The sequence below is a fragment of the Terrabacter aerolatus genome (genome assembly GCF_007991735.1).
GTDB lineage: Bacteria > Actinomycetota > Actinomycetes > Actinomycetales > Dermatophilaceae > Terrabacter > Terrabacter aerolatus.
Genome location: NZ_BJYX01000001.1, coordinates 76,768 through 98,332 on the forward strand (window position 1 = coordinate 76,768; position 21,565 = coordinate 98,332).

At 71.6% G+C, this 21,565-nt stretch carries 17 protein-coding genes and 1 tRNA gene; 3 read left to right on the forward strand and 15 right to left on the reverse strand.

Annotation, left to right across the window (positions count from 1 at the left end; all coding sequences use genetic code 11):
- Positions 1-56: 56 nt before the first annotated feature.
- The 11 genes from TAE01_RS00395 to TAE01_RS00445 all read right to left on the reverse strand — a co-directional run bounded on the left by TAE01_RS00395 (position 57) and on the right by TAE01_RS00445 (position 12,845).
- Entirely contained in the window at positions 57-1,475 is a 1,419-nt protein-coding gene (locus TAE01_RS00395; protein ID WP_246111048.1) for a DUF2252 domain-containing protein, read from the reverse strand.
- A gap of 32 nt (positions 1,476-1,507) precedes the next feature.
- Positions 1,508-1,888: an SHOCT domain-containing protein gene (locus TAE01_RS00400; protein ID WP_147062291.1), complete on the reverse strand. Its 381-nt coding sequence runs from the start codon at positions 1,886-1,888 to the stop codon at positions 1,508-1,510.
- Between the two features lie 114 nt (positions 1,889-2,002).
- On the reverse strand, positions 2,003-2,722 hold the full coding sequence (locus tag TAE01_RS00405; protein ID WP_147062294.1) for a flavodoxin family protein: 720 nt from the start codon (positions 2,720-2,722) through the stop codon (positions 2,003-2,005).
- A gap of 122 nt (positions 2,723-2,844) precedes the next feature.
- Positions 2,845-4,605 carry an arginine--tRNA ligase gene (gene argS, locus TAE01_RS00410; RefSeq protein WP_147062296.1) on the reverse strand — a complete coding sequence of 587 codons (1,761 nt, stop codon included), beginning with the start codon at positions 4,603-4,605 and terminating at the stop codon, positions 2,845-2,847.
- A 232-nt stretch (positions 4,606-4,837) separates the two neighbouring features.
- Entirely contained in the window at positions 4,838-6,682 is a 1,845-nt protein-coding gene (locus TAE01_RS20410; RefSeq protein ID WP_186814980.1) for a sunset domain-containing protein, read from the reverse strand.
- 127 nt (positions 6,683-6,809) lie between these two features.
- On the reverse strand, positions 6,810-8,453 hold the full coding sequence (locus TAE01_RS00420) for an AMP-binding protein (protein WP_147062299.1): 1,644 nt from the start codon (positions 8,451-8,453) through the stop codon (positions 6,810-6,812).
- Between the two features lie 97 nt (positions 8,454-8,550).
- Complete coding sequence (locus tag TAE01_RS00425) at positions 8,551-10,227, reverse strand: MFS transporter (RefSeq protein WP_147062300.1); 1,677 nt, start codon at positions 10,225-10,227, stop codon at positions 8,551-8,553.
- A gap of 64 nt (positions 10,228-10,291) precedes the next feature.
- Complete coding sequence (locus TAE01_RS00430; protein ID WP_147062302.1) at positions 10,292-10,900, reverse strand: phosphatase PAP2 family protein; 609 nt, start codon at positions 10,898-10,900, stop codon at positions 10,292-10,294.
- Positions 10,897-12,213 carry a diacylglycerol/lipid kinase family protein gene (locus tag TAE01_RS00435; protein ID WP_147062304.1) on the reverse strand — a complete coding sequence of 439 codons (1,317 nt, stop codon included), beginning with the start codon at positions 12,211-12,213 and terminating at the stop codon, positions 10,897-10,899. Before TAE01_RS00435 ends, TAE01_RS00430 begins: the two co-directional genes overlap by 4 nt.
- Positions 12,210-12,497 carry an amphi-Trp domain-containing protein gene (locus TAE01_RS00440; protein ID WP_147062306.1) on the reverse strand — a complete coding sequence of 96 codons (288 nt, stop codon included), beginning with the start codon at positions 12,495-12,497 and terminating at the stop codon, positions 12,210-12,212. Before TAE01_RS00440 ends, TAE01_RS00435 begins: the two co-directional genes overlap by 4 nt.
- A gap of 275 nt (positions 12,498-12,772) precedes the next feature.
- A tRNA-Arg gene (locus TAE01_RS00445) sits at positions 12,773-12,845 on the reverse strand.
- Between the two features lie 419 nt (positions 12,846-13,264).
- Here TAE01_RS00445 and TAE01_RS00450 point away from each other — a divergent pair.
- Positions 13,265-15,109 (forward strand): phosphoenolpyruvate carboxykinase (GTP), encoded by a 1,845-nt coding sequence (locus TAE01_RS00450; protein ID WP_147062308.1) that lies wholly within the window; start codon positions 13,265-13,267, stop codon positions 15,107-15,109.
- A 696-nt stretch (positions 15,110-15,805) separates the two neighbouring features.
- Here the strand turns inward: TAE01_RS00450 and TAE01_RS00455 are convergent.
- From TAE01_RS00455 to TAE01_RS00470, 4 genes are all read right to left on the reverse strand, one after another.
- Complete coding sequence (locus tag TAE01_RS00455; RefSeq protein WP_147062310.1) at positions 15,806-16,342, reverse strand: PH domain-containing protein; 537 nt, start codon at positions 16,340-16,342, stop codon at positions 15,806-15,808.
- A gap of 190 nt (positions 16,343-16,532) precedes the next feature.
- The gene (locus tag TAE01_RS00460; RefSeq protein ID WP_222594023.1) at positions 16,533-16,877 is read right to left on the reverse strand and encodes a helix-turn-helix domain-containing protein; all 345 of its coding nucleotides are present in this window, start codon (positions 16,875-16,877) and stop codon (positions 16,533-16,535) included.
- A 67-nt stretch (positions 16,878-16,944) separates the two neighbouring features.
- Entirely contained in the window at positions 16,945-17,664 is a 720-nt protein-coding gene (locus TAE01_RS00465; RefSeq protein ID WP_147062312.1) for a hypothetical protein, read from the reverse strand.
- On the reverse strand, positions 17,661-18,113 hold the full coding sequence (locus TAE01_RS00470) for a helix-turn-helix transcriptional regulator (RefSeq protein WP_147062314.1): 453 nt from the start codon (positions 18,111-18,113) through the stop codon (positions 17,661-17,663). Before TAE01_RS00470 ends, TAE01_RS00465 begins: the two co-directional genes overlap by 4 nt.
- Before the next feature lie 453 nt (positions 18,114-18,566).
- Here TAE01_RS00470 and TAE01_RS00475 point away from each other — a divergent pair, with 453 nt between their 5' ends.
- A complete protein-coding gene (locus TAE01_RS00475) occupies positions 18,567-19,670 on the forward strand; it encodes a hypothetical protein (RefSeq protein ID WP_147062316.1) in 1,104 nt (367 codons plus the stop codon).
- Positions 19,667-21,565, forward strand: a complete 1,899-nt coding sequence (locus tag TAE01_RS00480) for a hypothetical protein (protein ID WP_147062318.1) — start codon at positions 19,667-19,669, stop codon at positions 21,563-21,565. Before TAE01_RS00475 ends, TAE01_RS00480 begins: the two co-directional genes overlap by 4 nt.

Here is a 21,565-nt window from a genome sequence, read left to right on the forward strand (position 1 = left end):
GGACGGAGACCACCGCCCGCAGTGCGAGGACCCACGAGGCCGTGACGGGTCCGGCGTCAGAGATCGCGCCGTGCAGGCACCCGGCCGGACTCGACGGCCACGGCAAGCGCCGCGTGGTCACCGTCGTTCTTGTCGGCATAGGCCACGGCGAAGTCGGCCACGGCCTCGTCGAAGTCCACCCCGTCGCCGCCGCCCTCGGTCCCTCTCTCTCCGGAGCCGAGGTAGGCGGCGATGTCGCGCCGGTCCCCGGACCGCGCGTGAGCCCGGGCGAGGGTCCACCCGCACGCCTGCCCGAGCTGGTCCAGGGTGGGTTCGTCGAGGGCCTCGATCTCGAATCCGCCCTTCCAGTCACGGAACTGGCGGATGTAGTAGTCGCGCTCGACACCGTCGACGCCGGCCGTGCGCTGCCAGCCGAGCAGGATGTCGCTGCTCGCCTGCATGAGGCGTTGTCCCTCGACGACGCGGCGACCCTGGTTGTCGAGCGGCGGCCACGGCAGGTGGGCTGCGAGCACCGACTCGACAGCCTCCTTGGCCTGCAACAGAAGGGGATCCCCCGACTCGTCGAGCATCAGGAGCAGCCACGCGCGCGTGCCGACCGAACCCACTCCGACGGCCTTCCGGGCGAGGTCGACGACCCGGAAGCGGTCGATCAGGACGCGCCGATCTGCCTGGAGGCTCTCCCGGTACTGCTCGAGGATCCGGGCGAGCCACTCCTCGAGGTCCTCGGCGAGCTCGGGCGCGAGGTCGCGCACCGGCACGAGCAGGGGCGGGTCGCTCACGAAGCGCGGCTGCCCGTCGACGACCGTCGTCAGCTTGCCGAGGGCCGCCAGCGAGTCGCGGCTGCGGGACTTGACGACGACCTTCCGCGCCGCCGTCCAGGCCGACTTGGGCAGGGCCTCCTTGAGCCGCGGCAGTCCCGGCTGCAGCTCGGGCCGGGCGTACCAGACCTCGAGGGCCGTCTGGCTCGCGAACTCGGCCATCGACAGACGGTAGGACCGCACGGCCGCCTTGGTGATCGCGCGACGTCGCTTGCGTCGCAGGCCGTTTCCCCGGCCGGCGATCTCGAGACTCGCGGCGAGACGTTTGACGTCCCACTCGAACGGGCCCGGCCACGTCTCGTCGAAGTCGTTGAGGTCGAAGAGATGCCGACGCTCGGCCGACGCGAAGAGCCCGAAGTTCGACACGTGTGCGTCTCCGCACAGCTGCACCGTCAGCCCGGTGTCGGATCCGGCCGCGAGGTCGGCTGCCATGACGGCGGCGGCTCCACGGTAGAAGGCGAAGGGCGAGGAGAGCATCCGCCCGTACCGGACGGGCAACAGCTCCGTGATGCGGGCGTGCCCCTGCTCCTCGAGGACGGCGACGACGTCCGGGGCACCCGAGGGTGCGAGGTGCGCGTGCGAGGCGAGCGGCATACGCGAACGGGCCTCCCGGACGCGCTCGGCACGCGAGGCCGACGCTTCCGGGAGGACGCCCACGGAGGCCGTCTTCACGACCGGCGACCCGGCGCTCAGGCCAGCGCCTTGGCCTTGAGGGAGGCGAACTCGTCGGCGGTGATGGCTCCGGAGTCGAGCAGGTCCTTGGCCTTGGCGATCTGCTCGGGGGCCGAGGTGCCGGCGCCTGCCACCGAGCGCACGTAGTCCTCCTGCGCCTGACGGACCTGCTCGTGCATCTTCATGGTGCGCTCGTTCATGCCGCGCCCGCGGACGATGAGGTAGACGATCGCCGTGATGAAGGTGAAGAAGACGAGGCAGATGACCCAGACCGCCTTCATCCCGCCGGAGACCTCGGGGTCACGGAAGAGGTCGGCCACGATCGAGAAGAGAACCATGAGGTACGACGCGAACGCGAAGAAGACGATGATGAACCAGATGATGTCCCAGAACGACATGTCGGGGCGACCTTTCTCGTAGGGCAGCGACCCAGTCGGGTGTGCTCACTCCCATCGTCGGCAGCGCCCTGCAGGCCGGCATCATCCTCACGGGGTGACTCTGCACCCGAGCCGTCAGCGGTACTCCGGGTTGTGCCACCCGAAGTGCTCCCCCTCGTTCCAGGCCGAGCGCTGGTTGCCGTGTGCCGGCACCCCGCCTGCGTCGTGAAGCATCCGCGCGAGGTGCATGAGGTTCCACGTCATGAAGGTCGTGTTGCGGTTGGTGAAGTCGTTCTCCGGGCCGCCGCTGCCCGGGTCGAGGTAGCTCGGGCCGGGGCCGGCCTCGCCGATCCACCCCGCGTCGGCGTTGGGCGGGATCGTGTAGCCGACGTGCTGGAGGCTGTAGAGGACGTTCTGGGCGCAGTGCTTGATGCCGTCCTCGTTGCCGGTGATGAGGCAGCCGGCGACCCTGCCGTAGAAGAGGTACTGCCCCTGGTCGTTGAGCATCCCGCTGAGGGAGTAGATGCGCTCGATGAGCCGCTTGGTGACGCTCGAGTTGTCGCCGAGCCAGATGGGGCCGGCGACGACGAGGATCTGGCTGTCGAGGATGCCGGGATAGAGCTCGGGCCACGCGTCGGTCTCCCAGCCGTGCTCGCGCATGTCGGGGTAGACCCCCGTGGCCACGTCGTGGTCGACGAGGCGGATCTCCTCGACGGTGACTCCGTGCTCGCGCATGATGGCCGCGCTGGCGTCGACGAGGCCCTGGGTGTGGCTCACCTCGGGGCTCTTCTTGAGGGTGCAGTTGACGTAGGTGGCCCTGAGGCCGCTGAAGTCCCAGTCGTTCGAAACGGTCATGAGCCGACTGTCCTCCCGTCGTGGCTCCCCCACAACGGGCGAGATGTGACGAGGTGCTGACGTCCTCTCGGTCGTCAGCACCTCGTCAGCACCTGTCAGCACCTCGTCAGCACCCCGGCGCGTCACATCTGCTCGGGGGACTCCAGTCCGAGCAGGTCGAGACCGGTGGTCATCACACGGAGCACGAGCGCGCACAGGGTCAGGCGCGACTCCTTGAGCTCGTCGCGGTCGGCCTTGAGCACGGGGCAGTTCTCGTAGAAGGCCGAGAACGCCTGGGCCAGCTCGAAGAGGTAGCCCGCGAGCCGGTGCGGCTCGTAGGTGTCGCCGACCTCGGCCACGACCTCGCCGAAGCCGAGCAGGTGCGTGGCCAGGGCGCGTTCGTGCGGCTCACCGAGGGAGATCTCGGCGTGCTGGGCGTTCGGGTCGAGACCGACCTGGCGGAAGATCGAGCGGATGCGGGCGACGACGTACTGCAGGTACGGGCCCGTGTTGCCCGTGAGCGCGACCATGCGGTCGAGGTCGAAGACGTACTCGCTGTCGTGCGCGACGGACAGGTCGGCATACTTCACGGCCCCGATGCCGATCTGACGGGCGATGGTCGCCCGCAGCGCGTCGTCGAGGTCGGGCCGCGTCTCGTCGATGACGGCGCGCGCCTTGTCGACGGCCTCCTCGAGCAGCGCCATGAGGCGCAGCGGGGCACCCGAGCGGGTCTTGAGGATCTTGCGGTCCTCGCCGAGCACGTTGCCGATCTGCACGTGGACGGGCACGACGTCGTCGGGCAGCCAGCCTGCCTTGCGGGCGGTGTCCCAGACCATGTTGAGGTGCAGCGACTGCGGGGCGCCGATGACGTAGAGCACCCGGTGGGCGCCGAGGTCGTGCACGCGGTACTTGATCGTCGCGAGATCCGTGGTGGCGTAGCCGTAGCCGCCGTCGGACTTGCGGATGATGAGCGGCACCGGCTTGCCCTCGCGGCCGGTGTAGCCGTCGAGGAAGACGCAGAGCGCGCCGTCGGACACCTCGGCGATGCCCCGGGACTCGAGCTCCTCGCAGATGCCCGGCAGCGCGTCGTTGTACATCGACTCACCGGCGAGGTGCAGGTCGGTCAGCGTCACGCCGAGGGTCGAGTAGAGCTTGTTGAAGTAGACCTTGGAGAGGTCCACGAGCTCGTTCCAGAGCCGCAGGGTCTCGGCGTCACCGGCCTGGAGGAGCACGACCCGCGACCGGGCGCGCACGTTGAAGTCGCCTGCGCTGCCGGCCGGTTCGGCCTTCTCGGCGGTGTCGAACTTGACGCGGGCCGCCTGGTAGAAGGCGTTCGGGTCGGTGACGAGCAGCCCGGCCTCGTCGGAGCCCTCGCCGACCTCGAGCAGGTGCTCGATGAGCATGCCGAAGGGCGTGCCCCAGTCGCCGATGTGGTTCTGCCGGATGACGTTGTGGCCGAGGTGCTCGAGGGTGCGCGCGATGGAGTCGCCGACGACCGTCGTGCGCAGGTGCCCGACGTGCATCTCCTTGGCCACGTTGGGGGCGGAGTAGTCGATGGGGATGTTCTGCGTCGGCTGGAGGGCGACGCCGACGCGCTCGTCGGCCTCGACGTCCTGCAGCAGCGCGGCGATCCACGCGTCGGAGAAGGTCAGGTTGATGAAGCCGGGACCGCTGACCTCGACCGCGTCGCAGACGCCGTCGAGGTCGAGGGCGGCGACGATCTTGGCCGCGACGTCGCGCGGCGGCAGCCCGACCTTCTTGGCGAGGGCGAGCGCGGCGTTGACCTGCACGTCGGCGAACTGCGACGGACGCAGCACCGGGTCGGCCTCGCGGAAGTCGTCACCGAGGGCGGCGGCGATCGCGGACTGGACCTTGGGCGTGAGCGCGACGAGCGGGGAAACCATGTCGGTCAGTCTATTTGTGCGCGCGGTGTGCCCGCGCCGGGGTTTCCGCCCGGCCGCCGGACGGCGGCGGCTGAGCCCGTGAGCGTATGCCGTGTGCCCGGGACCCGCGGCCGCCTCGCCTCGGCGGGGCTGCCGGAGCTCACATCGGGTCTGCCGGGAGGACGGGGGTGGCCACGTGCACCGTGTGCACGTGGCCACTCGACCTCAGGTGACTCGCCCCGTCAGGGCGTGGTCACTCCCCCTCGCGGCGGAAGCCCGCGCGGCGGGCGGCCTCCTCGTTGTAGAACCACACGTCGGGCTCGACGTCGTCGTACCCGGCGTCGTCGGGGCCGACGAAGGTCGTGCCGTCGCGCCGGCCCTTGACCGCGTGTCCGAGCGGCTGCGCGCCGTCGGCGATGGGTGCTGCCGAGCCGATGCCGAACCCCCCGTCGACCACCTCGTCGAACCCGGACATCCGTCGGCCAGCGGACGGCTGGTCCTGCGCCGGCTCGTGGCCGTGGTCGTCGGCCCGGTCGTCACCCCCGTCGTCAGAGGACTCCGTCGCTGCCGTGTCCTCCGGCGTCGAGTCGTCCACCGACCACGCGGTGTCCGTCGGTGCGGTGCCCACCTGCTGCTCGGCCTCGTCCCGCGGCTGCTCGTCGCGGTCGGTCACGGTGCCGGTGTGGTCGGGGGCGTCGGTCCAGGCCGTGTCGGCCACCTCCTCGCCGGGGCGGTCGGCGGCGGTGTCCGTCGAGCCGATGGTCGCGCCGGGGGCCGTGCGGTCGCTCGCCCCGTCGCGCGCCGGCTCGGCCAGCTCCTCGTCCTCGTCGCTCTCGTGCGAGTGCGGCGCCATGTCGACGTCGAGGCCCTCGTCGGCGGCGTCGTCCGAGCCGGCCTCGTCGTCGAGGCCGCGCTCGCCGGGCGTCGTGGCCCAGGCCTGGCCCCGGTGGTCGCCGGGGTCACCGGCCGGGGTGCCGCCGCCGGCGATCACGTCGTCGCGCTCGTCGAGGGCCGGGACGTCGACGTGAGCCGGCTCCTCGGCGTCGGCCACCGGCGGGGCAGGCACGTGCTGCGCTCGCTCGGTGTCCGTCCCAGAGCCGGTGGGGGTGCTGGCCTGGGTGTCGGTGTCGGTGTCGTCACTCATCGCCGTGGACCTTTCGTCGGGAAGCCGTTCCGGTGCACTCCCAGTACCCACTCCGACGGGCGACGCCCCACCGACCGCCTCCCCGGAGGGCGGCTCGTCCCCGGCCGGGACGCCGGCGGCCGAGGTGGCCTCGCCGTCGTGCTCGACGTCCTGGCCGAGGACCTCCGGCTCCTGCGAGGCGTAGGAGGACTCCTCGGCCTCGTGCTCGTCGATCCCCCGGTCCGCCTCGCTCGCGAGGTCGGGCCCGTGACCGTCGGTCCCTGTGGCAGACGACGGCTCGGTCCCAGCGAGGGTCTCGGCGGCCGACTCGGGCGACTCAGGCGACTCAGGCGACTCGGGCGACTCGGGGGCCGTGCTGGCGCTCGACTCGGGCGCAGCCGGCGCAAAGGGGTTCTCGGCATCGGCGAGGTCGTCCTCGTCGTCGTCGTGGGTGAACGCCGCAGCGCCGACGGCCGCCGCTCCGACAGCACCCGCGGCCCCGGCGGCGAGGGCGGTGTCACCCCCGGCCCGACGCTGCGGCTGCTGGCCGGGCAGGCGGTTGCCGTCACCGTCGACGCGGAAGCCCTCGTCGTCGGTCGGGACGTCGGGGTCGACGCGGTCGGCCTCGCGCTCGAGGCCGACGTGCTCGAGGCGGGCGGACTCGGCGTTCGCGCGGTGCTGCTGAGCCTGCTCCTCCAGACGGCGGGCCTCGGCAGCCTTGCGCTCGGCCTCGGCGGCCTTTCGCTCGGCCTCGGCGCGGGCGTCGGCTGCCATCGCCGCCGTGACCGACGCACGGTCCTCGGTGTCCTGCACCTCGGGCCGGCGCTGCTCGGCGCGGGCCCGCAGCTCGCCGGCCTCGAAGCGACGAGCCTCGACCTCGCGGCGGCGACCTGCGGAGACGAACAACCAGATGATCACTGCGATGACGACGATCGCCACCACGATCCACAGAACCGTCTTGCCTGTGTCGGACATGCCATTCCCCTCACGGATTACGGGCCCTCGCGGCCGCGTCCCCCGAAACCTACTGCGCACGAGCACCCCTGCGGCACCCAGCACGCCAGTTCGGTCATCGGGCCGCGGCCCGTTCCGCAGGTCGCCGTCAGCCGAGCCCGAGCTTCCTGGCGGTCGTCTCGCGCATCTCGACCTTGCGGATCTTGCCCGTCACGGTCATCGGGAACTCGTCGACGATCTCGACGTAGCGCGGGATCTTGTAGTGCGCCAGCTGACCCGTGCAGAACTCACGCAGCGACTCCGCGGTCAGCGGGGTCGCGCCGTCCTTCATGCGGACCCAGGCGCAGAGCTCTTCGCCGTACTTGGGGTCGGGCACCCCGATGACCTGGGCGTCGAGGATGTCGGGGTGGGTGTAGAGGAACTCCTCGATCTCGCGCGGGTAGACGTTCTCACCGCCGCGGATCACCATGTCCTTGATGCGACCGGTGATCTCGACGTAGCCGTCGTCGTGCATGACGCCGATGTCGCCGGTGTGCATCCAGCCGTCCTCGATGGCCTCGGCCGTCTTGTCGGGCTGGTCCCAGTAGCCGATCATCACCGAGTAGCCCTTGGTCATGAACTCCCCGGCCGTGCCCCGCGGAACGGTCTCTCCCGTCAGGGGATCCACGATCTTGATCTCGAGGTGCGGCCCGACCCGACCGACCGTGCCGACCTTCTGCTCGAAGGTGTCGTCGGTGCGGTTCTGCGTCGAGACGGGTGACGTCTCGGTCATGCCGTAGCAGATCGTCATCTCCTCGATGCCGGCCGCGATGAGCTTCTTCATCAGCTCTGCGGGACAAGGAGATCCGGCCATGATGCCGGTGCGCACCGTCGACAGGTCGTAGGCGCCGAAGTCGGGCAGGTTCCACTCGGCGATGAACATCGTCGGCACACCGTAGAGCGAGGTCACCTTCTCGTCCTGCGTGGCCCGGAGGGTCGCGGCGGGGTCGAAGCCGGGCGCCGGGATGACCATGCAGGCGCCGTGCGTCGTGCAGGCGAGGTTGCCCATGACCATGCCGAAGCAGTGGTAGAAGGGCACGGGGATGCAGACGCGGTCGGCCTCGGTGTAGTCGCAGAGCTCGCCGACGAAGTAGCCGTTGTTGAGGATGTTGCGGTGGCTCAGGGTCGCGCCCTTCGGGAAGCCCGTGGTGCCCGAGGTGTACTGGATGTTGATGGCGTCGGTGTTGCTCAGCCCGGACTGCACCCGGGCGAGCTCCTCGACCGACACCTCGTCGGCGCGCGCGACGAGCTCGTCCCAGTCGGGCGTACCGATGTAGACGACCCGCTCGAGCGTCTCCACCTCGCCACGCACCTCGTCGACCATCTGTCGGTAGCTGCTCGTCTTGAACGACTCGGCCGCGATGAGTGTCGAGATGCCGGCCTGCCTCAGGACGTACTGCAGCTCGTGCGAGCGGTAGCTCGGGTTGATGTTGACGAGCACCGCGCCGATCTTGGCCGTCGCGTACTGCACGAGCGTCCACTCCGAGCAGTTCGGCGCCCAGATGCCGACCCGGTCTCCGGTCTCGACCCCGACGGCCAGCAACGCCCGAGCCAGCCGGTCGACGTCGGCCCGCAGCTCGGCATACGTCCATCGACGGCCCTGAGCCACGTCCACGAGGGCCTCGCGGTCGCCGAACCGCTCCACCGTGGCGTCGAAGTCGTCGCCGATCGTCGTCTCGAGCAGCGGGGTGTCCGTCTCACCACGCGTGTGCGAGAGGGTCGGGTCGAGGGGGACTGGCGGTGCGGCGGTCATCGGTGGCCTCCCGGCGTGCGGCGGTGGACGGGGTCTGATCACACCCAACCCCGGTCGAACCCCGGGCACAAGGGAACGCTCGTGACGTGGAGCGAACTCACACCCGGACGTCGGCGTCCGCGTCGTCGTCCTCCTCGCCGAGCCCCTCGCCCCCGTCACCCTCTCCGTCGTCTCCGTCTCCGTCGTCACCGGGCGCACGGTCCGGTAGGCGCCCGGTGAACAACAGGGCTCCCGCTGCCAGCAGGGCCGTGACCCCGAACGCCTCCCGCAGCGCCTCGAGGCGGGCAGCCGCGTTCACCTCGACGACGGCCGCGGCGGTCGGGGCATCGAGCGAGGTCGCCGCCAGCGCGTCGGTCAGCTGCTTGTCGGAGATGAAGGGGACGCCGCCGACGAGCTGCGTCGAGGCCTGGGCCTTGACCGAGGCCGGGACGGTCGGGTTCTGCTGGATGCCGGAGACGACCGATGCCGTCAGGGTCGCCAGGAGGACCGAGCCCACGAGCGCCGTGCCGAGGGAGGCGCCGAGGTTGGTGCCGGTGTTCTGCAGGCCGCCCACCTCCGCACTCTCGGAATCGGGCACCGACGAGACGGTGACGCTGCCCAGCTGCGAGGACAGGGCCCCGAGCCCGAGGCCGATGAGCAGCATCGGGACGGCGACCACGCCGGCGTTGGCCCCGGGGTCCATGCCGCCCACGAGGACGAGGATGCCCGCGGGCACCGAGAAGAGCCCGGCGCGCACGACCCGGCGCGGGTTGGCCCGCGGCCACACCTTGGGGATGCCCCCGGCCGCGATGAGGAGCGCGAACGACAGCGGCAGGATCCGCAGGCCGGTCTGCAGGGAGTCCAGCTCGAGCACGACGGAGAGGAAGAGCGGCACCGCGAAGAAGACACCCGCCTGCACGATGTACTGCGAGAAGAACATCGACAGACCGGCGACGAGGCCGCGGTTGCCGAGCAGCGCCGGTCGCAGCAGCGGCTCCCGGCCGGTGCGCACGAGGTGGTTCTCCCACCGCATGAAGAGGAAGACCACCACGAGACCGAGCAGGATCAGCCAGATGGAGGGCGATGCCCCGAGGATCGTGGGAGCGCCCGGCTTGGCGACGATCCAGCCCCACTCGCTCGTGCGGAGGACGCCGTAGACGACGGAACCGAGACCGACGACCGACAGCAGCGACCCGACGTAGTCGATGCGGGCCGGGCTCGGCGGCACGTCGGCGACCCTGCGCAGGAGGGCGAGGATCGCGACGACGATGACGACCTCACCCGCGAAGACGTAGCGCCATGAGGCGAAGGTCGTGACCGCGCCGCCGATGAGCGGCCCCGCCGCGACCGCCATGGCACCGGCCGCGGCGACGAGCCCGTACGCGGCCGCGCGTCGTTCGGCCGGGAAGTTCGCGGCGACGAGCGCGACGATCGCCGGCATGATGAGCGACGCCCCGAGCCCCTCGAGGAGTGACCAGCCGAGGAGCAGGACGGTCAGGTTCGGGGCGATGGCCGTGACGAACGAGCCGGCCCCGTAGACGACGAGGCCGACGGCGAACGCGCGGCGCCGGCCCAGGATCGTCCCCAGCTTGCCGCCGGTGATCATCAGGGTGGCCATGACGAGCGTGTAGAGCGTGATCGCGGTCTGGATGCCGCTGATCGTCGTGCCGAGGTCCTTGGCGACGACGGCCATCGAGACGTTCATGACCGAGCTGTCGAGCGTCATGAGGAACTGGCTCGCTGCCAGGACGGCGAGGACCATCCCGGCCTTGCTCCGCACGGGTGCGCTGGTCATGAGCCCAGCATCGCGCCGGCACCGACGGTGGCGCCTCACCCAGAGAGGATGACCCCCGCCGGCGTCACGGGGGTCCGCCGGATGCGCCGGCCACGCTGCGTCGGTCGACGCCCGCCGGCAGGACCCGGCGCGCGAGGTGCTGGGTGAGTGACCCCATCCCCGCGCCGATGAGAGCACCGGCCATGACGTCCCCGGGGTAGTGGACCCCGGTGTGCACCCGCGAGTAGGCGACCGCCGTGGCCGCGAGCCGCAGCACCGTGTCCAGCTCGGGAGCGCCGGCGCCCACGGCCGTCGAGAACGCGAACGCCGAGGCGGTGTGGCCGGAGGGCCACGAGTGCGAGCCGGGCATGCGGACCCCGTGCGTGCGGACGGAGCCCTCGAGCGAGGGGCGACCACGCCTCGAGCCCGGCTTGACCACGAGGTTGACGGTCGCCGACGTCGCCCCGATGGCCGCCAGTCCCACGAGCGCGGCCCGACGCCGCCGCGGCCCGGACGCCGCCATCGCCGCCGCGACCCCCACCCAGAGGAGCGACCGGTCGGCGGTGCGCGAGATCCCGGCGAGCGCGCGGTCGATCTGCGGCGTCGGCGTCGCGTGGACCGCGGCATACACGGCGCGGTCCAGGTCGAGGACCTCGCGACCGGCCTGACGCAGACGTGGGGGTAGCCGGATCACCGCCGCCCTCCTCTCCGCGAGGACGCCGCGAGGTGCACCAGCTGCGCCCAGCCCCAGACCGGCCGGCGGGGTGGGACGCCCGGCCGGTCCCGCGGGACACGCACCCGCAGCGCCTTCGGCCGGACGGTGCACCGCACCGGCGTGGGGACCACGACGGGCTCGCCGTCGATGCCCACCGGGATCTCCGGGGCCTCGGACGAGACGAGGACCTCGCGGGCCGTGCGAGCGACGAGGCCGTGGCGCGTGGCGCCGCGGAGCATCCCCACGGCCTGGCGTGCGCTCGCCGCGGTCACCCAGACGACACCCAGCCGCCCGGTGTCGAGGCGGGGCCGCCGGCCCAGCCCCGCGAGGTCGCCCAGCCCGTAGGGGTTGTCGCTGACCAGCACCGCCTGCGGGTGATGCGCGACCTTCCCGTCGACCTCCACCCGCAGCCCGGGTCCCCTGGCGCCGTTCAGCAGGTCGGGCAGCACGTCGAGGGTGGTGCGTGCCTTGTCCTCGCGGTACCCCGGGGTCTGCACCGCGACGGCATACGCCCCGAAGGAGGCGTTGTTGACGAATGCCCGGCCCGCGATCACCCCGAGGTCGACGCGCAGCTCCACGGCGTCGGCCCCGAGCGCGGTCAGGCACCTCGACGGGTCGTCCCGGTCGAGCCCGAGGTCGAGCGCGAAGTGGTTGCGGGTGCCCGCGCTGATGACGACCAACGGCACGTCGAGATCCGCCGCCACCCCGGCCACCAGCGCCTGGGTGCCGTCGCCCCCGGCCACGCCCAACAGGTCCGCCCCGCGAGCCACGGCCTGCCGGGCGAGCTCGGCGACGTCGACGAACCCGGGCCCGCCGAGCACGACCACCTCGGCGCCGAGGGCCTCGGCCTTGGCTCGCAGGTCGAAGCGCGCCACCTTCCCCCCTCCCGAGCGCGGGTTCATGACGATGAACGGATGGCGGGGTGGGGGGACGACCCGCTCGGGCATGCGCTCGGCACCCGCCTCGGGCGTCAGCGCGACCCGGCCCGCACCCACCGCCAGGACGAGCACGGCCGCGCAGGTGAGCAGCGGGAGCACGAGGCCGTTCAGCGCCAGGAGCACGACCAGCCCCGGTGGAACCGCGAGGACGACGACGAGGCAGACGGTGCGCCGCCAGCCCCGCAGCGCCAGGAACGAGTAGCCCGCCCCCACGACGACGACCACGGCCAACGCGACGACGAGCAGGAGCCACAGGGCGCGCGTCGCCGCCACGAGCACGAGCCCCAGGAGGGCGAGCGCCGCGAGGACGAGCGCCAGCCGGGCCCACCAGGCCCGACGCCCGCTCCCGGTCATTCCGGGGCGGGGCGCTCGCCCGCCACCGGCACCGACGGCGCCCGGCCGTCCACGCGGTGAGCCGTGGACCACGTGAACTCGAGCTCGATCTGCACCTCGTCCCCGTCGACCTCGACCTCGAACTCGGCGCGCACCCGCTCGGGCAGGTGCAGCTCGTCCGTGGCCGCCCCCATCGGGAGGGTGACCTCTCCCCCACGGGCGAAGGCCTTGGACAGCACCGCGAGCCACTGGGCGGCCTCCTGCCGGGACAGCGACTCCGTGCGCTCCAGCTTGACGTCGGCCATCGTCCAGTTCCCTTCCGCCCGGGAGGGGCGGCCGCCGCCGTCCGGCGGTCGGCCGGCCACACCCTCTGACCCCGACGATCCAGCAGTCGGGCGGGCGGCCCATCACCTTCCGGGGGTGAGTCCTCAGTCAACTCCTCAGCCAACTGCTCGGCCCACTGGTCGGCCCACTGCTCGGCCGGTGATGGACACGCCCACGCTCCGCAGCGGGCGGCCCGGAAAGCACGAGACCCCGACCGGCAACCGGTCGGGGTCTCGTGTTCTGTCTCAACACAGAGTGCACCCGTAGGGATTCGAACCCCAAACCTTCTGATCCGTAGTCAGATGCTCTATCCGTTGAGCTACGGGTGCGTCGTTCCGTCACTCGGAGGAACGAAAAGTTACCTTAGCGCCTCGGGTCCGCATCCACGAAATCGGGCCCCGAACGGCGGCCGGGCGGGGCGTCGGGCCAGCACTCACGGCATACGCCGGGGGTGCCCGGCGACCGCGTCGGCGAGACCGCCCGACCTACGGATGAGTACTGAAAATCCTGCAAGAAACCGACAGTGGATCGTCGGATTTCTTGCGGCCCCGACCCGGTGTGAGCCGTCTCACCGGCCCCCGTCCCGCTAGCGGCCAAAGGCGCTCCCGGCGGCGCGTACCTTGAACTCATCACGTCATCTGTTCAGCATGTGGACACCTGCAGCCCGATCCGGGTCTGCCCAGGATCCACGTGGGGAACAGCTTCACACCGGCACGACGTGGTGCCGGGCGGCACCGCGCGCGAAGGGATGGGCCCCGAGTTGACCACGACCCACGAGAAACAGACACACACGACGCACGCGGGACTGACCGCATGGGTCGAGCAGGTCGCCGAGCTGACGCAGCCGCGCGACATCCGCTGGATCACCGGCTCCGCCGACGAGTGGACCGAGCTGACCGACCAGCTCGTCGCGGCCGGCACGTTCGTGCGGCTCGACGAGAGCAAGAAGCCGAACTCCTTCTACTGCGCGAGCGACCCCACCGACGTCGCCCGCGTCGAGGACCGGACCTACATCTGCTCCGTCGACGAGAAGGACTCCGGGCCCACCAACAACTGGATGGCCCCCGAGCTGATGAAGGCTCGGATGACCGAGCTCTACCGCGGCAGCATGCAGGGCCGCACGATGTACGTCATCCCCTTCGTCATGGGTCACCTCGACGCCAAGGTCCCGATGTTCGGGGTCGAGATCACCGACTCCGCCTACGTCGTCGTCTCCATGCTCGTCATGGCCCGCTGCGGTGACGCGGTGCTCCACACGATCGAGGAGACGAACGCGGACTACGTGCCCGCCCTCCACTCGGTCGGCGCGCCGCTCGCAGAGGGCCAGGCCGACGTCGCGTGGCCGTGCTCCGACACGAAGTACATCGTCCACTTCCCCGAGGAGCGCACCATCTGGAGCTACGGCTCCGGCTACGGCGGCAACGCCCTCCTCGGCAAGAAGTGCTACTCGCTGCGCATCGCCTCGGCGATCGCCCGCGACGAGGGCTGGATGGCCGAGCACATGCTCATCCTCAAGCTCACCTCCCCCAAGGGCTCCGTCCACTACGTCGCAGCCGCCTTCCCGTCCGCGTGCGGCAAGACGAACCTCGCGATGATCACCCCCACCGTCCCCGGCTGGAAGGCCGAGATGGTCGGCGACGACATCGCCTGGATGCGTTTCGGCGAGGACGGCCGGCTCTACGCCGTGAACCCGGAGTTCGGGCTCTTCGGCGTCGCGCCGGGCACGGGTGAGTCGACCAACCCCAACGCGATGGCCACCATCGAGAAGGGCAACTCGGTCTTCACCAACGTCGCCCTGACCGACGACGGCGACGTGTGGTGGGAGGGCATGACCGACGAGGTCCCGGCCCACCTGACCGACTGGCACGGCAACGACTGGACGCCCGCCGACGGCGAGGCCGGCACCAAGGCGGCCCACCCGAACAGCCGCTTCTGCACGCCGGCCAAGCAGTGCCCGATGATCGCCCCGGAGTACGACAACCCCGACGGCGTCCCGATCGACGCGATCCTCTTCGGCGGCCGCCGCAAGACGACCGTGCCGCTCGTCTACGAGTCGCGCGACTGGCAGCACGGCACCTTCATCGGCGCGACGCTCTCCTCGGAGACCACCGCTGCCGCGACCGGCGCCGTCGGCGTCGTGCGCCGCGACCCGATGGCGATGCTGCCGTTCATCGGCTACCACGCGGGCGACTACATGAACCACTGGCTCGAGATCGGCAAGAGCGCGGACGCCTCCAAGCTCCCCCGCATCTTCGGCGTCAACTGGTTCCGTCGCGACGAGGAGGACGGCTCCTTCCTGTGGCCCGGGTTCGGCGAGAACAGCCGCGTCCTCAAGTGGGTCATCGAGCGCCTCGACGGCGACGCCGACGCCGTGGAGACCGCGATCGGGTTCGTGCCGACCGCGGACTCCCTCGACGTCGACGGGCTCGACATGTCGCCCGAGCAGGTGGCCAAGGCCCTCAAGGTCGACGCCGCCGACTGGGAGAAGGAGCTGCCCCTCATCCAGGAGTGGTTCGACAAGTTCGGCGAGCAGCTCCCCGCGGAGCTGTGGGCCGAGTTCGACGGTCTCAAGGCCCGCGTCAGCGGTCACTGAGGTCGGTCCACCGCCTGCTGGCCGGCGGGCGGCGGACGACGTGATGCAGGGCCCGGCACCACACGGTGCCGGGCCCTCCGTCATGCCCGTCGTGCACGATCGGTCACCGCAGTCGTATGCCGTGTCGCCGGGCCCACGGCATACGCGAGCTCCGCGCCCCTGCGGCCCCTGCGGCCCCTGCGGCCCCGGGCGATCCCGTCGAGGAGCCACGCACGGCCCCCTCGCAACGGTCGAGAGGCCACGGGTGGCCTGGCCGTGGTGCGTGTCCTCGCCGGCGGCAGAGGCCGTCCCACGCGTTCGATCAGCACAAGACAGAAGGACCCCGACGACAAGCGTGTCGGGGTCCTTCTGTCTTGTGCTGGCCGGGTGCTAACGATTGCCCTGACCTGCGACGACACGGCCGGATGGGCCTGCCACTTACACGCTCGCTCTCCGACACTTACACAACTGCCTTCCCCGGTGTGGGCATGCAGGCGGCTAGGGCAGGGCCGCCCGCCACGGCGGCGTGGGCCCGCCCGGGCGCGCGCTGTCGTGGCGGATGCCCGCGAACGAGCGGCTGAGTGGCGGCCCTGTCTCGGACCTGTTCGGCTTCGTGGGGTTCTGGAGGCAACGGCGGCCGGCTGCTGCACCACCAGCGGCATGTCCGCGCGAAGCTTGAGAGGAGCACGCCTCGGAACGACGGCGCTTAGAACGGCCTCAGGGGGACGAGTATGGGTGGGAGCCTGCCGGCGGCCCGCTCAGCCAGGCGGCGACCTGCTCCCCGATCTCGGCGACTTCGTCTTCAACAGTTCTGAGGGGGTTCTTCAGCATGCCTATGGCTGAGGGGGCACTGACCGGTCGACCGGACTTGCGCCGGACCGCAAGGGAGGCGCCTTGTACGGGGAAGATGCTTGGGTTCCAAGTGACACCGTCGTAGTCCTGCGGTGCGATTTCCCGGGTGGAGAAGACTCGACGGACTCGCACGCCGCCCGTGCTGACCTCGACGCGGGAGCGGCCAGCGCGGACAACCAGGAGCAGCCACGCCGGGACAAGGACAATGGCCGAGGCGATGCCGGCCCACGGTGCCCAATCCGCCGCGTTCCCGACCGCGATCGCGACCGCGATCAGTCCAATCACGATGGTGGCCATCGTGATCTGGAGGACCCGGAAGTCGTCCGCGAGTATGAGCGCCGCTGGGGGCGGCCCGCCTGGGGAGGTGCTGCGTCGGGGCCACATGTGCTGATCATCGCCCATGACCCGGTCCGTGGCTGGGCCGCAACTTCCGCATGTCATGAAGAGTGCCGCCGCCTTCGAACAGCGCACTGAGCCGGAGGTCGCTGAGGCACACCCGTTCATCGGCATGCCCGCAGGAGTGCTTCCGCGTTCCGTGAGCGCACTGGTCAGCCAGTCACCGCGGTGGCCGGTGCGGGTCGGCGGCGTCTCTTCAGACGGAGACGGGGCGCCCGTCCTCGGTGGCGAACGTCAGGACTGCCCCGAGGCTGGCGCCCAGCCGGGACAGGGTTTCCTGGGTCGGGTTCGCCTTGCCCTGCTCGATGCGGCTGATCTCGGACTGGCCGATGCCGGTCGCACTCGCGAGCTCGCCCTGGGTCAGGTGGTGGGCCTTGCGCAGCGACGCCAGCTGCTCACCGAGGCCGAAGTGCTCCTTGTAGAGGACCTCCGCGTGTTCGCGGGCAGCGTCCATCTGGGCGCGCCGCTCGGGCGTCGCGGACGCCTCCTTGTCGGCGACGTAGCTGTCGAAGCTGGTGTTCCTGCTGCTGCGGGTGCTCATCGTGTCCTCCTCACACTCACCGTGCTCCATCATATGTGTTTTGCCACATACGGCCAAGAGGTTTCCCTCATCGGCCGGGGCGGGTGCCGCGGGCGCCCCGCTGACGGCGCTTGCGGAACCACAGCAGGTAGCTGCGACCGGCCGACACCCGCTGCTCGGCCGCGCGGGTCGGGTCCTCGGAGTCGGTCGACGCCGTGCCGGCCGCTAGGCCGGGCGACGACCGGCCTGCCCCAACCGCACCCTTCGCCGACTCCTTGGCTGCGTCCTTCGCGGCCCGCTTCGCCTCGGCCGCCATCTCTGCCTGGTGGTCCTTGAGGCGTTTGCGCGCCTCGGCGATCTCCTTGTTCTGCCGTCGCGGCGAGGGGTCCTTGCCCTTGTCGTAGCCACCGAGCAGCAGCACGATCTTGTCGCCGTGCACGGAGAAGAAGACCCGCAGCACCAGTCGGACCGGGTCATCGCCCCGGGGTCCAGAGGCTGCCCCGCCTGCTCCTTCGGGCGCAGCCCCGGTGTCACCCTCGGGCTGCTTGGCGCTCAGGTGCGGCTGGGTCTTGGCCTGCAACTCGTCTCGGGTGTGCCGCAGCCGGAACTCGTAGAGGCCCTTGCCGAGGCTCTTCCCGAACTCGGTGCCGCACACGTTGGTGCCTTGCCGGGCCAGGATCACGGACAGCCCGTACATCAGGGCGTCGTGCTTGGCCGGCTCGTCCTGCTCCAGGTCCTCGAGCCAGTCCCGGACCGGCTGCCGGCTGCCGTCGTCGTAGAACTCGAGGTGGTAGTCGTCCGGGTTCATGCGCGCGCGCCTGCCGCCCGTGCTGCCCCTGCTGCTGCGGCCGTGTACGCCGTGCGGCGCCGGGTCTGCGCGAGTGCAGCGACCTCGGAGGCCAGCCGCGGGTCGTGCGCGAACAGCAGGTCGATGGCCTGCGCCGCGGACACCCCGGCGCCACCGAGCCGCAACGGACCACCCGCCACCCCAGCAGCAGCCGGCGTTCCGGGTGCCGCCGGGACTGCGTCACCGACGGGCCCGGTGCCTGCGGAGCCCATCGTCACCGCCATCCCGAGGACCTGAGCGAGCCGAGCCACGGTGGCCAGGTCCGGCCAGGTCCGGCCAGCCTCGATCCTGCCGATCGTGTGCTGCCCGACCCCGGACTGGCGCGCCAGCATCGCCTGCGACCACCCGCGCATCGTGCGCCGGTTGTGCAGGGCTGCCGCAAGCCGGCCCACGGTCGCGGCTGCGGTCACGACCCCATCCCCCTGCCCACCATCACCGTCGCTGACGGCGCCCTCACCAGTCCCGGTGGCCCGGTCCTGGAACGGGCCCCGGGGCCATGTCCCCGGCGCGCAGAACTCCACTGGTAGCCGCTTGTACCCCACGTGCACCCCTGTCGCCAACCCTGTCGCTGCCTTCGTCTGAGCTACGCGCCGAAACGTGAACCTACAACGCCATGAACCGTGCACCTCGACGCACACGCGGGCGTGTCGGACCGGGACCTCCCCGGCACGTTGCACAGCGACCCCCGTATCCGGCGACTCAACAACACCGCCGCCGGCGACGGCACAACGCAGCCCGACACCGAAGCCAGCAAGGACACCGACTCCATGGCCAGCACGCCAGCTCACCCCCGCCCTACGCCGCCCAGACCGCCGTGGAAGACCACGGTACCGGCGGCACCGGACACGGCTCTGGAGCACCTGATGGCGCACCTGTCCTCGCCGGTCGCCGAGCGCATCTCCGGCTACCGCCCGCACCACGTGCCGGCCACCTGGAACCGGGTGGCGCCGCTGGTCCGGGTCGGCCTGGCCGGCTACCTACCCCCGAGCGTGAAGGTCGTCGAGCGCATCGGGCGCATCGTGCTGGCGCACGTGTGTGCGTGCGAGGCCCGCGGCGCCGACCTGTCGGTGCCCGGCGTGTGGGCCCCACCCCAGGTCGAGCACACCCTCGCGCTTGGCGCCGGCCCCTGGAGCGCGCGCAGCACCGCGACGATGGCGGCGCCGCTTCGGCGCATCTCCCGCAACCTCGTCCCGGTCGGACAGCCGCTCCAGCCCGTCCAGTTCACCCGGCACGGCGCCCAACTGCCCTACTGCACCGACGAGCTGGCCACCCTCATGGAGACCGTCACCACGCTGGAGTCCCCGCGGTGGCGTGGACGCGCGAGCCTGGTCCTGGCGCTCACCGTCGGCGCTGGACTGCGTGATGCCGACCTGCGGCTGCTGCGCCCCGACAGCCTCGTCACCGACCCCGGTCCGGTCCGCGTCCTCGTGCCCGACGATGCCGGCCGTGGCCGGCTCGTGCCGGTCTACCGCGACTTCGCACCCCTGGCGGCACGCGCGCACGCCCTCATGCTCACCCACGACCGCCAGAGCGACGCCGACGGCGCCCCCGTGCTCTTCGCCGCGCACGGTGTCTCCAACCGGCTCTGGGAACAGCTGGCGCTGCCGCCCGGCATCCGCCCCACCGGGCAGCGGCTGCGCGCCACGTGGAGCGCGTTCGTCCTCGCCTCCGGATGCGGGCTGCCCGCGTACGTACGCGCCGCGCACATCACCAGCACCGACACCTGGTACGCGAGCGTCCCCCTGCTCGAGCCCCTCGACGAGCACGCCTACCTCACCCAGGTCCGTGGAGACAGCGGGGACAGCGGGGACAGCGCAGGCAACCGTGACAGCCAGGCGGTCGCAGCTGGCTGGCCCGAGCTCGACGGGAACCCGTGGGAGAGCCCCCGCGTCCCGCTCCGCGACGACGTCGCCATCACCGAGAGAACCACCACGAAGAGCTCGAGCGGGAAGGGCGCGCGCCGATGAGCACCACCGCTGTGCTGGCCGGGCCGGCCCGCGTCTTCCACCTGCGGGCCGACCCCGCCCTGGTGCACCGCCTCGAGGCGGTCATCGACACCTCCGGGCTCGGCGCCTGGTTCGAGGCCGAGCTCGCCGGGGCCGACACCCGCGCCGGCGGCCGCCGCCGGACCCTGAACGCCCGCGCCCTGCTCGTCGCGCTTCTCACGCTCTCGGCCGCCGAGCAGCCCCTCATCCTGCGCGACGCCGCCCGGCTGCTGAACGCGATGACCCCCAGCACCAAGCACCGCCTGGGCATCCCCCGGACCGGGGTCACCGGCGAGGGCGCCGTCACCGAACGGATGGTCTCCTACCTGTTCAACCGGATGCTCGCCCTCATCGACCCGTCCCCGCACGCCGCCAGCAATCGGGACGCCTACGAACGCGCCCGCGATGACGCCGTGGCCGCGCACGCCGACCCCGACGGCGTCATCGACGAGACCGCCCTCGGCGCGGCCCTGACCGAGCTGAAGGCCGGCCACGCCGACGCGCTCGCCGACCGGTTCACCCGCCTGCGCTGGGTCCTGGACCGCGGCGTCGAGGCCACCCACCCGCGCCAGATCGCGCACACCGGCTCCTACGCGCTGGACTCCTCCGAGGTGCGCACCTGGGCCCGGCAGAACCGCAAGCAGCCGAAGGCGCCGTGGCTCTACCCGGACCCGGACGCGTCCTGGAACGGGAAGAAGACGCACGGCTCCAACGGCTGGTACGGCTACTGGCTGCACGCCCTGGTCCGTGTCCCGGAAGCCAGCCGCGCCGCCACCAACGCCAGCACCGGCAACGGCGATGACGTCCCGTGCCTGGTCGAACGCATCGACCTCACCGCGGCCAACGCCGACGTTCGCGAGGCCGGCCTGGGCATGCTGACCCGGATGGTCGCCGACCACGAGAACGCCGACGCCGCCGCCGGAACGCCTGACCGGCCCCGCCGCGACGTGCTCGCCGACCGCGCCTACACCTCCGAGAACCGCAAGGCCGAGGACTGGATTTGGCCGCTGTGGGAGCTCGGGTTCACCTCCGTGCACGACCTGACCGTCCACCAGCTCGGCCCGGCCCGCCGCGGTACCCCCAAGCCCACCTCCGGCGCCCTGGTCATCGACGGGCAGCCCTACTCCCCCAGGCTGCCCGCGCACCTGCGCACCCTCACCCCGCCGCCCATCGGCGCCGACCGGGCCACCATCGCCGCGTACCAGGCCAGCATCGCCCAGCGCGCCATCTACGCGCTGCACGCCGTCGGCGGACGCAACGAAGACGGCTCCTGGGACTTCGGCTGCCGCGCCATGGCCCTGCTCGGGCAGCTGCGCTGCGACCTCAAGCCCCGCTCGCTGACCCTGCCACTCACCAAGCCGACCACGACACCCACCGTGTTCACGCCCCCGGCCGGCCGGACCCCGAAGGTCTGCGGGCAGGAGAAGTCGCGCATCAGCCGCGACGAGCTGCCGTACTGGCAGCCGGACCTCTACGGCTCCAAGGCCTGGTACGACTCGTTCAACCGGCGCAACCGCATCGAGGGCATCTTCGGCAACCTCAAGAACGACGCCACCCAGAACATCACCCGCGGCAACTTCCGCGTCATGGGCCTGGCCAAGACCGCGTTCATGACGATGGTCGCCGTCATGGCCGTCAACCTGCGCCTGCTTGACGCGTGGCAGCTGCGCCGCGACGCCCAGGCCCGAGCCGGAGCCGGTGACGAGCTGACCCGGCCTGCGCCGCGCGCCCGCCGGCCCCGCCGGCGCACCCTCCTCATCGAGGCCACCCGCGCCCGGGTCGCGGCAGCACGAGCCGCCGCCGACGCAGTCGCCGCCCATCAACCTGCACCAGGAGGCGGAGCAGGCGCCGTCCCGGACCCGCCACCGGACGCGTAG